16 protein-coding genes and 2 tRNA genes are annotated in these 14,957 nt (G+C 40.2%); 1 reads left to right on the top strand and 17 read right to left on the bottom strand.

Annotation, left to right across the window (positions count from 1 at the left end; genetic code table 11):
• Positions 1 to 300: 300 nt before the first annotated feature.
• The 4 genes from aroG to RB151_RS05715 form a co-directional block, all read right to left on the bottom strand.
• Positions 301 to 1,356, bottom strand: coding sequence for a 3-deoxy-7-phosphoheptulonate synthase AroG (gene aroG / locus RB151_RS05730; protein ID WP_048606384.1), 1,056 nt, complete (start codon positions 1,354 to 1,356; stop codon positions 301 to 303).
• Positions 1,357 to 1,722: 366 nt separating this feature from the next.
• Complete coding sequence (pnuC, locus tag RB151_RS05725) at positions 1,723 to 2,445, bottom strand: nicotinamide riboside transporter PnuC (RefSeq protein WP_042846630.1); 723 nt, start codon at positions 2,443 to 2,445, stop codon at positions 1,723 to 1,725.
• A gap of 85 nt (positions 2,446 to 2,530) precedes the next feature.
• On the bottom strand, positions 2,531 to 3,571 hold the full coding sequence (nadA, locus tag RB151_RS05720) for a quinolinate synthase NadA (RefSeq protein ID WP_042846632.1): 1,041 nt from the start codon (positions 3,569 to 3,571) through the stop codon (positions 2,531 to 2,533).
• A gap of 674 nt (positions 3,572 to 4,245) precedes the next feature.
• Positions 4,246 to 5,085, bottom strand: a complete 840-nt coding sequence (locus RB151_RS05715) for a hypothetical protein (RefSeq protein ID WP_071547839.1) — start codon at positions 5,083 to 5,085, stop codon at positions 4,246 to 4,248.
• Positions 5,086 to 5,488: 403 nt separating this feature from the next.
• On the opposite strand from RB151_RS05715, the gene RB151_RS05710 reads away from it, so the two are divergent.
• The gene (locus RB151_RS05710; protein ID WP_071547838.1) at positions 5,489 to 6,358 is read left to right on the top strand and encodes an aminoglycoside 6-adenylyltransferase; all 870 of its coding nucleotides are present in this window, start codon (positions 5,489 to 5,491) and stop codon (positions 6,356 to 6,358) included.
• 228 nt (positions 6,359 to 6,586) lie between these two features.
• Here RB151_RS05710 and RB151_RS05705 read toward each other — a convergent pair whose 3' ends face one another.
• From RB151_RS05705 to cydB, 13 genes are all read right to left on the bottom strand, one after another.
• A complete protein-coding gene (locus RB151_RS05705) occupies positions 6,587 to 7,372 on the bottom strand; it encodes a hypothetical protein (RefSeq protein ID WP_071547837.1) in 786 nt (261 codons plus the stop codon).
• Positions 7,339 to 7,414: transfer RNA gene (locus tag RB151_RS05700), tRNA-Lys, on the bottom strand. Before RB151_RS05700 ends, RB151_RS05705 begins: the two co-directional genes overlap by 34 nt.
• A gap of 34 nt (positions 7,415 to 7,448) precedes the next feature.
• A tRNA-Lys gene (locus RB151_RS05695) sits at positions 7,449 to 7,524 on the bottom strand.
• Between the two features lie 287 nt (positions 7,525 to 7,811).
• The gene (gene cpoB, locus RB151_RS05690; protein WP_042848272.1) at positions 7,812 to 8,594 is read right to left on the bottom strand and encodes a cell division protein CpoB; all 783 of its coding nucleotides are present in this window, start codon (positions 8,592 to 8,594) and stop codon (positions 7,812 to 7,814) included.
• A 22-nt stretch (positions 8,595 to 8,616) separates the two neighbouring features.
• On the bottom strand, positions 8,617 to 9,114 hold the full coding sequence (pal, locus tag RB151_RS05685) for a peptidoglycan-associated lipoprotein Pal (RefSeq protein ID WP_004909091.1): 498 nt from the start codon (positions 9,112 to 9,114) through the stop codon (positions 8,617 to 8,619).
• A gap of 45 nt (positions 9,115 to 9,159) precedes the next feature.
• Complete coding sequence (tolB, locus tag RB151_RS05680; protein ID WP_042848275.1) at positions 9,160 to 10,452, bottom strand: Tol-Pal system beta propeller repeat protein TolB; 1,293 nt, start codon at positions 10,450 to 10,452, stop codon at positions 9,160 to 9,162.
• A 145-nt stretch (positions 10,453 to 10,597) separates the two neighbouring features.
• Positions 10,598 to 11,692, bottom strand: coding sequence for a cell envelope integrity protein TolA (tolA, locus tag RB151_RS05675; protein ID WP_071547836.1), 1,095 nt, complete (start codon positions 11,690 to 11,692; stop codon positions 10,598 to 10,600).
• A gap of 51 nt (positions 11,693 to 11,743) precedes the next feature.
• A complete protein-coding gene (tolR, locus tag RB151_RS05670; RefSeq protein WP_004256786.1) occupies positions 11,744 to 12,166 on the bottom strand; it encodes a colicin uptake protein TolR in 423 nt (140 codons plus the stop codon).
• A gap of 17 nt (positions 12,167 to 12,183) precedes the next feature.
• Entirely contained in the window at positions 12,184 to 12,867 is a 684-nt protein-coding gene (gene tolQ / locus RB151_RS05665; RefSeq protein WP_042848280.1) for a Tol-Pal system protein TolQ, read from the bottom strand.
• Positions 12,864 to 13,259 (bottom strand): tol-pal system-associated acyl-CoA thioesterase, encoded by a 396-nt coding sequence (gene ybgC, locus RB151_RS05660; RefSeq protein WP_042848281.1) that lies wholly within the window; start codon positions 13,257 to 13,259, stop codon positions 12,864 to 12,866. The genes tolQ and ybgC overlap by 4 nt, the downstream gene beginning before the upstream one ends.
• Positions 13,260 to 13,393: 134 nt before the next feature.
• On the bottom strand, positions 13,394 to 13,681 hold the full coding sequence (gene ybgE, locus RB151_RS05655) for a cyd operon protein YbgE (RefSeq protein ID WP_042848283.1): 288 nt from the start codon (positions 13,679 to 13,681) through the stop codon (positions 13,394 to 13,396).
• Positions 13,682 to 13,686: 5 nt separating this feature from the next.
• Positions 13,687 to 13,800: a cytochrome bd-I oxidase subunit CydX gene (gene cydX / locus RB151_RS05650; RefSeq protein WP_004909083.1), complete on the bottom strand. Its 114-nt coding sequence runs from the start codon at positions 13,798 to 13,800 to the stop codon at positions 13,687 to 13,689.
• 11 nt (positions 13,801 to 13,811) lie between these two features.
• Complete coding sequence (cydB, locus tag RB151_RS05645; protein ID WP_042848285.1) at positions 13,812 to 14,951, bottom strand: cytochrome d ubiquinol oxidase subunit II; 1,140 nt, start codon at positions 14,949 to 14,951, stop codon at positions 13,812 to 13,814.
• Positions 14,952 to 14,957: the final 6 nt, after the last annotated feature.

Below are 14,957 nucleotides of genomic sequence, written 5' to 3'. Positions count from 1 at the left end.
TTACTTTACTATAAAAAAAACAAATTTTTATTTTATATAAATAAAAGAATTCAACAGAAAAATCACTTAAAATTAAAAAAAGGAAAAAAATATTAAACAATGAATTAATATAAAATTATATTAATAAAAACATCTATATTGTAATGGTAAGGTGTTTTTTGGTACAACCCTTTGATTCTATCTGCAAAACCGATAGTTTTTATTTAAGGTGCTAACCCAACTTAAATGGATTGATATCATAAAAAAAGCGAGTTTAATAAATAAACTCGCTTTAACTTTATTGAGTGAACGTGGTCTTGATTACTTGTTACGACGGGTAATCACTGCATCTGCTAATTGGCGTAATACTTTTTCTGTATCATCCCATCCAATACAAGCATCAGTGACACTTTTACCATAAATTAATGGCTCACCGGACTCTAAATTTTGATTACCCTCTACAAGGTTACTTTCAATCATAACACCTGTAATTGAGCGGTCACCATGACTAATTTGTTCACTTACATTGGTAGCCACTTCCATCTGTTTTTCAAATTGTTTACAGCTATTCGCATGGCTAAAATCGATCATAATACTGGGTGCTAAGCCGGCTTTTTCTAAACCTGCACAGACTTCTTTTACATGCTTAGCACTGTAGTTGGGTTCTTTCCCGCCACGCAAAATAATATGGCAATCAGGGTTACCACTCGTATTGACTATCGCAGAGTGCCCCCATTTGGTAACTGATAAGAAACAGTGGGCTGAACGGGCAGAGTTTATTGCATCAATCGCAATTTTAATCGTCCCATCTGTCCCGTTTTTGAAGCCAACAGGACAGGATAAACCTGATGCTAATTCACGGTGAATTTGTGATTCAGTGGTGCGAGCACCAATCGCTCCCCAACTCATTAAATCAGCAACGTACTGAGGGCTAATCACATCCAAAAATTCACCTGCGGTAGGTAAACCTTGGTTATTGATCGTTAATAATAATTCACGAGCTATACGTAAACCTTCGTTAATATCAAAGCTATGGTCCATTTTAGGGTCATTAATTAGCCCTTTCCAACCCACAGTTGTACGCGGCTTTTCAAAATACACTCGCATGACAATCTCAAGTGAATCTTTTAATTCTTCGCGTAGCTTACCTAAACGCTCTGCATACTCTAAAGCCGCTTTAGTATCATGAATAGAACAAGGGCCAATCACCACCACTAAACGATCATCTTTACCCGCTAAAATATTGTGGATTGCAAGTCGTGCTTCATGAACGGTAAACGCAGCTTTATCAGTTGCTGGAAATTTTTCAAGTAAAGCAATTGGTGGTAATAATTCTTTTATTTGTTTAATTCTGACGTCATCGTTCTGATAGTTCATACCCGTATATCCAATGTTTATTATTTTTTACTGTCGTTGATTTGCATGCCAAGTTTCTTCAAGTTACCCGCGCTAGAGCAAAGCATTAAGCAAGCAGATGAAAGCCTTCACTGCGCTTCAAAAGTTAACTGAAAATTGAAAAGATAATTAGCATCGAATTTTTAATCTAACTGTTCAACCGACGTCTGTAAACAGGCAAACGCACGATAAAACCATGGTTTTACCGTGGGCTGATTATAAAATGAGGTTTAATGTTGATATTTAGCACGATAAATAGGTTAAATACCGATTTTACAGAGCAAAAAATAACTAAAACGGCTAAACGACGATAATGTCACTTTAGCCGCTTTAAGCGATTTTTTCTGGTTAAGTTCGTGATATTGGTGAGGAGCCGTTCTCTTTGGCTGATTTTATCCAAAGTCTAGAGCCATTAACCGCGATACCTAATAAAATTAAGTATTCTAAAGACATTGCATAAACACCCTGAATAAAGAAAATCACGATACTAATCACGTTAATAATGACCCACAATAACCAGTTTTCAACATACTTACGCGTCATCAAGATCATTGCTACAACCGAAAGTACTGTCATTGCAGAATCCCAAAATGGAAATGCATCTGGTTCTATGGCTGGCATTGCTAAGTTTGCGCCAAATAAATTCAATAATTCAACAGCCCATATCGCTAACACACCAAATACAGCATCAATATTAAATGTTAAGTAAACGATAGCTAAAATAGAAACCACGAGTGTAACCATGGCTTTTGGGAAGCTCAACCAGCGAATTTTTAACTCCGCTTGTTGTGAGCTGGTCACTCGGGTCCATGCGTACCAACCATAAATATTCGCAACAAAGAAAAATATCTGTAAGAGCAGGTTTGCATATAATTGGATTTGAAAAAATATGACAGCAAACAATGAAACATTAATTAAACCAAATAGATAGTTAATCGTTTTTTCAAAACTAGCCAGTAAGATACAGAGCAGCCCTGCAACCGTCCCCACCGCTTCAATATAAGACAAATCATAAACAGAACCCCAAAGTGGGATTTGCACTAATGTATTGGCTGTACTAAAGAAATCCATCCCAAAACCCTTTATGATTGATAGTTAATGTTGTATTGCTCAGTACTGAATTAGAATATAGCTAACATATCACGCTAACTTATTTTTATTTTAGACTCTCGGCAAACTCTAGCATCTTATTCAAAGGCAGCAATGCTTTTTCGCGTAAACTTGCACTTACCTCAATTTGATGATTTTGAGTATGGCCTTCTAGAGCCTCTGCAATTGCCTGTAACCCGTTCATCGCCATCCATGGACAGTGTGCACAAGTACGACATGTTGCGCCTTCACCAGCAGTTGGAGCAATATATAGCGCTTTATCAGGGCATGCTTGCTGCATTTTATAAAAAATGCCTTTATCCGTCGCTACAATCATTGAAGGGTTAGGTAGTGCTTGTGCCGCTTTGATTAATTGACTTGTTGACCCGACAGCATCAGCAAGGTCAACAATAGCTTGTGGGGACTCAGGATGAACTAACACTGCTGCTTCTGGGTAAAGCGCTTTCATTTTTTCCAATGACTGTGTTTTAAATTCATCATGAACAATACACGCACCTTGCCAGCACAAAATATCAGCCCCTGTTTGTTGCTGTACATAGCGACCTAAATGACGATCTGGAGCCCAAATTATTTTTTCACCTAAGCTATCAAGATGCTCAATCAATTCTACCGCAATACTGGATGTAACCACCCAATCGGCACGCGCTTTGACCGCTGCTGAAGTATTTGCATAAACGACAACAGTTCTGTCCGGATGTGCATCACAAAAACGAATAAACTCCTCTTCTGGGCAGCCAATATCAAGAGAACATTGGGCATCTAGAGTTGGCATTAATACGTGTTTTTCAGGGCTGAGTATTTTAGCGGTTTCCCCCATAAACTTTACCCCAGCCACGACTAAAGTTGAAGCTGGGTGCTTAGCCCCAAAACGAGCCATTTCTAATGAATCAGCAACGCAGCCCCCCGTTTCTTCCGCTAACGCCTGGATTTCTGGGTCTGTATAGTAGTGCGCAACAATAACTGCATTTTTTTCAACCAAAAGAGATTTGATCCGTTGGCGATAAAATGCTTTTTCATCCGAGCTTAATAGTGCCGGTTTTGCTGGAAATGGATATACTGACTGATCAAAATCGATAAACACGCTCATTTCTTGCCTCTGTTTAGCATAAAGCGATTTTAATGCTTCAAATAAGTTAATACCGCAAAATTAGCCGCTTTTTGTTTTATATACTAAACAAGATACCCCACTTTACGAAAGAAGTCTCCACCCTTTTTCAGTTATCAAGCATCATTTTCCCCTTACGGTTGCTTTTCTTTAAAAGATATAAAAGTGAAAATTATTCTTTAATTAGATAGAAGCCGATAACGCCCTACTTGATTGGTCATTACACTTGTACTTTTGGTAAGAATTGCAGTGAACTATAAAATTCGACTACAGTTTTAGCATATCGCAAAATAATCGTTCTGATTCATCAGTTTTAAACTGCCATTATATTGAAGTAACTAGAACTCATTGCTTCACTTGATACTCTAATATGATGATACTGACGCATTTTTGGGATATCTAGAATGGTTCAGGGCTGCCATCCCCATTTATCTGTGATTGATTTACCAACGCTGATGTTATGAGCACAGGCAAATCAACCGCAGAAAGTTGTGGTAATGATTAGTTAGGCGGCTTTAAGTTTTAATTTACTTTGCCATAATATTACTATAAACCCTTAGGTGTATAATACCTCCTCTATTCAGGAGGCTAAATTAGCTATGTGACTTCAATACCACGACAAGTAGAGTAAAAATTTATTTTCACCACCCGCCGAGTTACATTGTAGGTAGAAATGAAATTAGTACTTTAGCACCATTACTAATATTTATATTATCACTTATTTTATTTAACAATGCTTGTTCACTGCTATATAAACTAACAATATTTTCTATCAATTTAATTCCTTCATTATAAAAACCTAAATTCTCCATATCTTTATCTTTGATTGATTTGTCTTGTTTTAATGATTCTTTTTTTAAACTATCATTTGGCGTATCAGTATTACCCAAATTTTCAGTCATTATTTTAGGCTTATATTCAACAAACTCACCAACTTCCCCTCCTGTTTCTTCATAATCTTTTATTTCATTTATTTTTCTAGATATTAATGCTACTGGCTCCCTTATTTTGGCCAAAGAGGTATGGAAATCTAATGTATAACCTTTAGCTTGATTTGTTTTTTTTGGGGAGTTTTGTTTAAACTTAGATGGCAGCCTATACAAAGAATAGTTAATAGTAGGATAATTACGAATACTTAATGCCACATTACTATAGATTCCTGTTATCTCTGATGGAATATTTTTTATTTTCACTGGTTCATCAAGATAAGGTTCCAACTTACCTTTTAGTTCCATATATGTGTCCAATCCCCCCTTAACTCTATCAATATATTCATTAACCCTATCAATATATTCATTAGCTACATCATGTTTATCGATTGTTTTTTTTAGATTTGATATTTCTTCAGTTAATGATTTTAGTTCTTTATAATAAGCTGGTATTTTTTCATAGATATATTCAAAATTTTCCTTCAATTCTAAATAACTTTTATTCCTTCCACGAATACCCTCTTTACGCTCTTCCTGAGTATTACTCCCCTGAAAAATAGCATTCATTTCAATTCCTTTTGAAAAAAAACATGATACTGATTAAATTATATTAACCTAAAATAAAATACAAATTTTATTTTATTATGTTAAATAAAGAAGAATAATTCTAAATTATATGCATGACTTAAATTCAATTTAAGTCATGCATTATCCTAATGTAAATTTTTCTCGTAAAAATGCGAATAGTCGAGAAAAACCATATCACTTTTTTAACAAGTCCACGTTAATACTTGAGATGACTATACAATAAGGTCTCCTCTACTTTGCTCTATAACCTTCGTTTTTCACTTACTAAGCAGAGACTTTAATCATTTTCGTGCCTTTTCTACACTTTTTACGTTTGTCCTTTAGCTTTTCACTCATTTTATCGGTATCGTAGCCATTCTTATCAAATTTAATTAGGCCAGTTATGGAATTACCTGTATCTATTATAAATAAAATTATATCCATTTCATTACTCGACCCAAGAATCGAAGCTGTGGTACTCACAGGCTCACGAGGAAGAGAGCAAGATGTTGATAATTACTCCGACATTGACATTGAGTTAATCGGTCACGGTGTGACAGAAATATTTAACCAAAAACATTGGGTTGACCATTTTGGCTCCTCTTTAGCAGTTCTACATTTACTCAATCAAGAAGAGGACGCACCAGATTGGCCGACATGTTTAGTTATATACGAGGAAGGTCGCAAAGTTGATTTCACATTTGCTGAGCCTGAACGCTTATATAAAATGAAACGTGAGGGGTTAGATGCGACATTCTCTCGCGGGTTTATTGTTTTGTTAGATAAAACTGGGATCACTGAAGGGCTACCAAAAGATGCCAATTTGCTATCTTTAGCACCAACACCATTAACAGAGACTGAGTTTTCACAAACCGTTACAGACTTTTGGCACGAAGCCCATCAAGTCGCCATAGCATTAACTCGTGAAGAATTATGGGTGGCATGGTCAAGAAGTACCGATATGAAGCACTATTTCTTAACGCTACTTGAGCACCTTGTAACCATACAAGGTAAGCATGTTTGGTATAATGGCCGTAAGTACCATGAATGGATGCCACAAAAGTACATACAGGCACTAGAAATCATTTTTAATTGCAGTACCTCAGAAAAAGCTGCCTTGTCATTGCAATGTTTAATGCGTTGTTTTGATGAGGTGAGTATCGACCTTGCCAAGTTACAGGGCTTTTCTCCTGCGCATAATTTAGCAAAAAAAATGCAAATGTTAGTCATTGGCTTTTTACAAGATAATGGCTTGCTACCTGAAGGATTATAATTAATTAGCGTAGAGTACAGCGAAAAAAGGCGATTTAATGACTATCTTTACAAAACAATGAGTTCTTTTATTTTGACTTTCAAAAGATGACTCATTTAACGGTATAACTGTATACAAGAGTTACCCTCAGTTAAATAAACCATCCCTTTTGAGCCCCAACACCAGGGGCTATTTTTTTATCTTGTCACTTTTCAGTTTATCTCAGTCATATTTAAGTCACTAACTAATTCATGCACTTTTTAAAGGTATGCTTAGAACCATTGCGCGCTTGCCGAGGTATGGATTGGTGACTGAGTATTTACGGGGTAGTGAATTGGCTTGAATTGCTGTTGAGATAGTGGGTCGTGCAGGATTTAAATTCTGCGAATTTAGCCTACGGCCTGAACCTGCAACCAGCTTGCCGAGGTATGGATTGCCGACTGAGTATTTACGGGGTAGTGAATTGGCTTGAACTGCTGTTGAGATGGTGGGTCGTGCAGGATTTAAATTCTGCGAATTTAGCCTACGGCCTGAACCTGCAACCAGCTTGCCGAGGTATGGATTGCCGACTGAGTATTTACGGGCCGGTGAATTAGCTTGAACTGCTGTTAAGATGGTGGGTCGTGCAGGATTTAAATTCTGCGAATTTAGCCTACGGCCTGAACCTGCAACCAGCTTGCCGAGGTATGGATTGCCGACTGAGTATTTACGGGGTAGTGAATTGGCTTGAATTGCTGTTGAGATGGTGGGTCGTGCAGGATTTAAATTCTGCGAATTTAGCCTGCGGCCTGAACCTGCAACCAGCTTGCCGAGGTATGGATAGCCGACTGAGTATTTACGGGGTAGTGAATTGGCTTGAACTGCTGTTAAGATGGTGGGTCGTGCAGGATTTAAATTCTGCGAATTTAGCCTGCGGCCTGAACCTGCAACCAGCTTGCCGAGGTATGGATTGGCGACTGAGTATTTACGGGGTAGTGAATTGGCTTGAACTGCTGTTGAGATGGTGGGTCGTGCAGGATTCGAACCTGCGACCAATTGATTAAAAGTCAACTGCTCTACCGACTGAGCTAACGACCCATCTGAATTGCTTGAATTGTTTGTTTCTTTTAGATGGTGGGTCGTGCAGGATTCGAACCTGCGACCAATTGATTAAAAGTCAACTGCTCTACCGACTGAGCTAACGACCCATCTATATAACTTTTCTAACTAATCACAGCTTCTTACCCTTCGGGTTGAACCTGCAACCATCTTAATAAAACTCAATCATCTACCGACTGAGCTAACACCCCATCTAAAACTATATTTCTTCTTTGTATCTCGAGGTTTTCGGCTAACCGTATTCTCGTATCAACGGCGGCTTATATTACTGATTTCTGACGATGGTGCAATGTTTTTTTTACTAAAATAGATTGAATGCGCACTTATCATACTGATAACCCCGAAATATTCGGCAATATTGCTTCGGGGTTAGTAATTAAAGTGTACTCAACTTTTTTTCTGCTAATTTTGAGCCTGCACTGTTTGGATATTGCTTTAACACCTGTTGGTAAACAGCCTTTGCTTTATCCTTTTGCCCTTTGTCTTGCATGATCAGCCCAACTTTATATAAAGCTTCACTGCTTTTCTGAGATTTAGGATATTGCTTAACTACAGTTGCAAAGTAAAAAGCCGCGTCATCTTTGCTGCCTTTGTTGTAGTTTAACTGCCCCAACCAATAGTTGGCGTTAGATTGATACCCAGACTTAGGGTAGGTTTTGATAAACCCTTGAAGCGCATTAATAGCCCCATCAATTTGGGCTTTTGATTTGCTTTCCATTGCAAGCTTAACTGCCGCATTATAATCATCTTTCTCATTTCCACCTGTATTAGCTGATGCAGCAGGTGTAGTTGAAGAAGATGCATTTGATGCACTAGTGTCAGGTGTTTCACCTGTATTGGCAGAATTGCCGTCACCCGAGCCATTTAATTGCATATACAAATCTTTTTGACGCTCAATAACTTGATTCAATTTATATTCACTTTCTTGAATCTGACCACGTAACATATCTATGTCGCGTTGGTTATCGGCAAGCTGTTGCTGGATTTGATACATGATTTGGCCTTGAGAATTAACCGCAGTCTCAAGTTGGGTAAGACGGTCTGTTGTTGAACCAGATCCGACATTGTTGATTGGCGCTTGGGCAATAGCGGCCCAAGGGGCCGCTACGCCAACCAATAACGACAGACCTACAATTAGATGTCTGAAGTTACTGTTCATAATAGATAATTTCTCTTATCTATTAGTATGCAATGACTGCACGACGGTTTTTCGCGTAGTCTGCTTCAGTGTGACCTAACACAGCTGGTTTTTCTTTACCGTAAGAAACCAGTGAAACTTGGTCACCAGAAACACCTTTGCTTTGCAGATACATTTTAACTGCATTAGCACGACGCTCGCCCAGCGCGATGTTATATTCTGGAGTACCGCGCTCATCCGCATGACCTTCAACAACAACACGTACAGATGGGTTGCTACGTAGGAATGCTGCATGCGCATCTAACATTTCCGCATACTCTGGAGATACGTTGTATTTATCGAAACCAAAGTAAACAGTGTTGTTTTGTTGCAGCTGTTCCATTTGCTGACGTGCCAGCTCTTCCGCAGACAGACCAGTGTTAGTTTGGTTAGTAGAAGTATCTACGCCATCTTGGTCATTGTTTTTGTTAGAGCTACAAGCTGCGACTGCCATGATTGGTAATGCGATCATCAGCCCTTTAAGCACTTTATTCAGTTGCATCGTTTTGATCCTTAATATTTTTTTGCCACACATTATTATTATGCATCACAGATACGGCGACCAGGCAGGGAATTTTACCTGTCCATCGGTAGCCGGAAGACGCGCTTTGAAACGCCCGTCGGTCGAAACTAGCTGCAATATAGTCCCCAAGCCTTGAGAGGAGCTATAAATTACCATAGTGCCGTTAGGTGCGATACTCGGCGTTTCATCTAGGAACGTTTTCGTTAAAAATTCAACGTTGTTCGTTGCCAGATCTTGTTTGGCGACATGTTGCTGACCGCCGCCGGAGCTGACCATCACTAAGAAAGTACCATCCGGACTAACATCAGCGTCCTGATTTTGTGTTCCTTCCCAAGAAACACGTTCAGGGCTGCCACCATTAATATTCATTTTATAAATCTGCGGACGTCCCGCCTGATCTGAAGTATAGACTAAAGTTTGGCTATCCGGCATCCAGCTTGGTTCAGTATTATTGCTACGACCATCTGTTACTTGACGAATTTGCCCACTCGCTAAGTCCATAACATATAAATTCAAGCTGCCTGTTTTAGACAGTGCGAATGCCAGTTTTGTCCCATCAGGAGAGAATGCAGGTGCCCCATTGTGACGTGGGAATGATGCAACCTGACGGACTGCTCCTGTAGAAAGAGTTTGAATAACAAGCGCTGAACTACCGCTTTCAAAAGTGACATACGCGAGTTTTTCGCCATCTGGTGACCATGCTGGCGACATTAAAGGTTCTGGTGAACGATGAACTGTAAACTGGTTAAACCCATCGTAGTCAGAAACTCGTAATTCATATGGATACTGACCGCCTTTGTTAACCACAATATAAGCAATACGCGTGCGGAATGCACCACGAATACCGGTTAGTTTTTCAAAGACTTCGTCACTTGCAGTATGAGCTGCATAACGTAACCATTCTTTAGTGACTTTATATTGGTTCTGAGATAAAACAGCACCTGGGTTAGCTGCAACATCAACCAGTTGATAGCTGACAACAAAGCTACCATCTGCGGCTGGCTGCACTTGCCCTACAACCACTGCATTAATACCCAATGCAGTCCATGCTTCTGGAGTTACTTCAGAGGCTGTACCGGGTTGCTGAGGCATACGACTTGGTTCAATAGGGTTAAATTTCCCGCTATTACGTAAATCAGAACCTACGATTTGGCCTACTTCCTGTGGGGGTGCTCCAGCACCTGTCCATTTAAAGGGTACGACACCAATCGGTTGAGCTGAATTAACACCTTCAGTGATCTCAATACGTATTTCAGCCTGAGCCACTGTCGCCCATAGCATTAGGAACCCTAAAACTACTTTAAAAGCCTGCTTCATTCTTGTCTCCCTTACTACGGATTGTTTACCACCGCAATAATTCGCTGAATTTTAACAAAGGTATAATAACAAAACTAGATACCACACAAACTATTTATTCTAATGCGGTAGATTTTTCAATACAGATAGCTCTGACTTACTTAAATCAAGGTTTAAAATCGACGACGATACCTTCCCTCTTAACCCTTTCAAAAATTTTATCTGAATCGGGTCTTGGCATCGAAGCTAACTTCGCAGCTCGAATTGCCGCATCACATAACGCAGCGTCGTTCGTCGGGTTATTTTTAGGTTTAATCCCCATCAAAGCGCCATCCCGTGCGAGCACCAATTGCAATTCGCAAGTCCGCCCACGATAAGTATCTGAATCATAGAACTTACTTTGGATTGCCGCTTTTACCTTACCTGCATAGTTATCAACATCTGCGTTTGAGGCCCCTGATTTTTTACCGCCACCAGTTCCAGCAGAAGCTTGGCCGCCCTGTTTACTTGGCCCAGATGCAGTTAAATCGCCGAGTAAATCATCTACAGAAGCCGCATTTTTTGCCGCCTCTGCTTTCGCTTTCGCTGCTTTAGCTTTCGCTTCTTTATCCGCTTTAGCCTTAGCTTCCTTGTCTGCTTTTATTTTAGCTTCTTTATCAGCCTTTTCTTTGGCTTCTTTTTCTGCTTTTTCTTGAGCTTCTTTCTCTGCTTTAGCTTTAGCCGCTTCGGCTTCTTTTTTAGCTTGAGCTTCAGCTTTCGCCTTTTCAGCTGCCTGCTCTTTAACTAATTTTTCCTTTTCAGCTTTCGCTTTCGCGGCAGCTTCTTCCGCTATTTTTTGCTCTTCCTTGGCTTTTTTAGCGGCTTCTAATGCTTTTTTCTGTTGCTCTTCAGCTTGTTTTTGTTGCTTAGCGGTATCTCGTTCAGTTTTGATACGCTCTTGTTCAAGCTGTTGCAGGCGTTTTTGTTCCTTTTCTTGCTGCTCTCTTAGCTCAGCCTCTTGTTTTTGTTCTTGCTCTTTACGCTCTTTAGCTGCTTGTCTGACCATGTTTTGTTGTTTTTGCATTTGTTCATATTGCTCAACAACCACGCCAGGGTCGACCATCACCGCATCGATGACAGTCCCTTCTTCCCCGCCACCACCAAGTTTGACGACGGAAACTAAAGAGCCTATAACAATCAAGCCAATCAATATGATGTGCAATACAACAGACATCACTAATGAACGGTTTAGGTTATCTTTTTTCTCTTTTGACTTTCCCACTCTGGTATCCAAAAAAAGAATTGTGACTTATTCAAACCACAACAACCCAGCCTAGATAGGCTGAGTCATCAAGCCGACAGATTTTATCCCTGCACTGTGCAAAATATTCAGAGCCTTAATAACTTCTTCATAAGGCACCTCTTTTGCACCACCAATTAAGAAAATCGCTTTTGGGTTTTTCTCTAATTGTGATTTCGCTTCAGCAGCAATCTGTTCTGGTGGAAGCAATTCTAATACCTCACCATCGAGCCGCATATTATACTGCCCAACACCCGACACCTCTAAAATTATAGGTGGGTTGTCACTTGATGATACGGTTTGTGTATCTGTTGCATCCGGTAATTCAACTTCCACACTCTGGGAAATAATGGGTGCCGTTGCCATAAATATCAGTAACAGCACCAACAAAACGTCCAGCAGTGGAACGATGTTGATTTCGGATTTCAGCTCACGTCTGCGACTAGTGCGCGCCATTCGCTTATCTCCTCAACTTATTTCTTATCAGCAGAGAATGCTTGACGATGCAAGATGGCTAAAAATTCTTCCATAAAGTTATCGTAAGTTTGCTCTAACTTATTGACTCGTAAGTTCAAGCGGTTGAAAGCCATAACCGCAGGAATCGCTGCAAACAAACCTATCGCGGTTGCGATAAGTGCTTCGGCGATCCCCGGAGCAACCATCTGTAATGTTGCTTGTTTTACCGCACCCAAAGCAATAAACGCATGCATAATTCCCCATACTGTCCCGAATAAACCAATATATGGGCTAATCGAACCAACAGTACCTAAAAATGGGATATGTGCTTCTACTGACTCTAATTCACGATTCATTGATATACGCATCGCGCGTGATGCACCAGTAACCACCGCATCTGGTGCGTGAATATTTGCCTGATGTAAACGAACAAACTCTTTAAAACCGGAGTGGAAAATTTGTTCAGCTCCGCTCAATTCATCACGGCGAGCTTGGCTTTCTTTATATAAGCGCGATAGCTCAATACCTGACCAAAACTTATCCTCAAATGCCTCCGCCTCACGGGTTGCAGCATTTAAAATTTTCGTTCTTTGAATAATAATGGCCCATGATGCAATAGAAAAACCGATCAAAACGAACATAATGAGCTGAACCAAAAGGCTCGCTTTAAGGAATAAATCCAGGATATTCATGTCAGTCACTGTTTAAACTCCGCGACAATAGACTTAGGAAGCGCAATCGGCTTCATTTTTGATGTGTCCACACAAGCAATTAGGGCATTAGCCCCACAAAGCAGGTTACCTTGTGAATCAACTAACCTTTGATGAAAAGTTAATGAGGCACGTTTCATTTCAACAATTTGCGTCTCAACCTCCAACAGATCATCTAGCTTTGCCCCTTTTACAAAATCAATTGTCATGCTACGCACAACAAAACCAAGGTTATCAGCAAGCATACTTTGTTGGTTGATTCCTTTATTTCGCAACATTTCGGTTCTTGCTCGCTCAAAAAATGCTAAATAACGTGCATGATAAACTACACCGCCCGCGTCTGTATCTTCATAGTACACGCGAACTGGCCAGCGAAATAACATAACAACCACTCCGTCTTAGGTTAAATTAACTAACGGTGCCACTATACGCAAGACAGTGCCAGTTTGGAATCACTTTGAAAGTAAAGATATCAAAAATAATTATGGGTCCATTGACCCACAATTAGCAATTAGAATTATCTAAAGACTTGTAAAAGTCCCCAAATAAGAATGATGGCAGCAGGTAATGGATGGAAAATCGCACGCCAAATGACTTTTTGGGGTTTGAAACCAACACCAAAAATCATCGCACTGCAAGTTGCCCAAATTAATAACAGCCCTTGCCAAATTTGGAATGAACTGGTTTTTGCAGCAAATAGAGATGGGTCCCACATCACTGCACCAGCTGTAACTAAAGCTAAAATAAGGATAAGGGCCCTTAACGGCCCCTTATCCAATAGCTGATAGGTTTTATCCACCAGCATTTTATTTACTCACCATCTTTAGCTGCTTTAGAGTCTTCAGAGTGCTCTAATGCTAGTGCTGCAATCACTGCAAAACTACAAGCTAACAGCGTGCCGAGAATCCAGGCGAAATACCACATAGTTATGCTCCTTAATACAGTGAATGCTTGTTGCCTTCGATGAAGTTTTTGTCCAGACGACCAAACATTTTGTAGTAACACCATGCGGTGTATGCCAGTACGATTGGAACAAAGATAGCCGCGACAACTGTCATGACTTGCAGTGTGAACAAGCTAGATGTTGCATCCCACATGGTCAAGCTTGCATTTGGCATAATGCTTGAAGGCATGATGAATGGGAACATTGCTACACCACAAGTTAAAATGATACAAGCGATAGTTAATGAAGAACTCACAAACGCCCAACCATTTTTGTCTGCTTTACTGAACAGCATAGTCAGTAGTGGCAGCGCTAAACCCAGTGCAGGCAGAGCCCACAGGATTGGGTAAGTATTGAAGTTAGTCAACCAAGCCCCTGAAACAACCTCTACGGTTTTATTCAGTGGGTTTGATACCGCATGGTGATCAATCGCTGAAGTGATAACATAGCCATCGATACCCATTACTAACCAAACACCAGCACCCGCAAACGCTAACAGTGTGACTAACGCACAGATATAGGTTGCTTTACGTACACGTAGGTACAGCTCGCCAGTGGTACGCATTTGCAGATAAGTTGCACCTTGGGTAACAATCATCATTAAACCAACCACACCCGCTAACAGACCATATGGGTTCAGCAGACCAAACAGGTTACCTGTATAGGTTAAGTACTGTTGGTTATCAATTTGCAGTGGGACACCTAATAATAGGTTACCAAATGCAACACCGATAACTAATGGTGGAACGAAACCACCGATGAACAGACCCCAGTCCCACATGTTACGCCATTTTGGGTTCTCCAGTTTTGAACGGTAGTCGAAACCCACCGGACGGAAGAACAAAGCAGCTAACACTAAAATCATCGCGATATAGAAACCGGAGAATGATGCCGCATAGACTTGTGGCCATGCAGCAAACATCGCACCACCCGCAGTGATTAACCAAACTTGGTTACCATCCCAGTGCGGTGCAACGGCATTAATCATGATACGGCGTTCGGTATCTGTTTTACCTAAAATAGGTAATAAGAAGCCAACGCCCATGTCAAAGCCATCCGTGACAGCAAACCCAATCAGTAATACACCGATAAGGATCCACCACACAAACCGAAGAACTTCATAATCAAACATAAGTGG

Origin of the sequence: Providencia rettgeri (assembly GCF_001874625.1) — a bacterium.
Lineage (GTDB): Bacteria > Pseudomonadota > Gammaproteobacteria > Enterobacterales > Enterobacteriaceae > Providencia > Providencia huashanensis.
The sequence above is the reverse complement of the archived record's forward strand: the minus strand, read 5'-3'. Positions and strand labels throughout refer to the sequence as shown.

What these genes read in the sequence shown, in the direction of transcription:
- aroG (WP_048606384.1), bottom strand. Translation starts at nt 1,356, where the DNA reads ATGAACTATCAGAACGATGACGTCAGAATTAAACAAATAAAAGAATTA.
- pnuC (WP_042846630.1), bottom strand. Translation starts at nt 2,445, where the DNA reads ATGGATTTCTTTAGTACAGCCAATACATTAGTGCAAATCCCACTTTGG.
- nadA (WP_042846632.1), bottom strand. Translation starts at nt 3,571, where the DNA reads ATGAGCGTGTTTATCGATTTTGATCAGTCAGTATATCCATTTCCAGCA.
- RB151_RS05715 (WP_071547839.1), bottom strand. Translation starts at nt 5,085, where the DNA reads ATGAATGCTATTTTTCAGGGGAGTAATACTCAGGAAGAGCGTAAAGAG.
- RB151_RS05710 (WP_071547838.1), top strand. Translation starts at nt 5,489, where the DNA reads ATGGAATTACCTGTATCTATTATAAATAAAATTATATCCATTTCATTA.
- cpoB (WP_042848272.1), bottom strand. Translation starts at nt 8,594, where the DNA reads ATGAACAGTAACTTCAGACATCTAATTGTAGGTCTGTCGTTATTGGTT.
- pal (WP_004909091.1), bottom strand. Translation starts at nt 9,114, where the DNA reads ATGCAACTGAATAAAGTGCTTAAAGGGCTGATGATCGCATTACCAATC.
- tolB (WP_042848275.1), bottom strand. Translation starts at nt 10,452, where the DNA reads ATGAAGCAGGCTTTTAAAGTAGTTTTAGGGTTCCTAATGCTATGGGCG.
- tolR (WP_004256786.1), bottom strand. Translation starts at nt 12,166, where the DNA reads ATGGCGCGCACTAGTCGCAGACGTGAGCTGAAATCCGAAATCAACATC.
- ybgC (WP_042848281.1), bottom strand. Translation starts at nt 13,259, where the DNA reads ATGTTATTTCGCTGGCCAGTTCGCGTGTACTATGAAGATACAGACGCG.
- ybgE (WP_042848283.1), bottom strand. Translation starts at nt 13,681, where the DNA reads ATGCTGGTGGATAAAACCTATCAGCTATTGGATAAGGGGCCGTTAAGG.
- cydX (WP_004909083.1), bottom strand. Translation starts at nt 13,800, where the DNA reads ATGTGGTATTTCGCCTGGATTCTCGGCACGCTGTTAGCTTGTAGTTTT.
- cydB (WP_042848285.1), bottom strand. Translation starts at nt 14,951, where the DNA reads ATGTTTGATTATGAAGTTCTTCGGTTTGTGTGGTGGATCCTTATCGGT.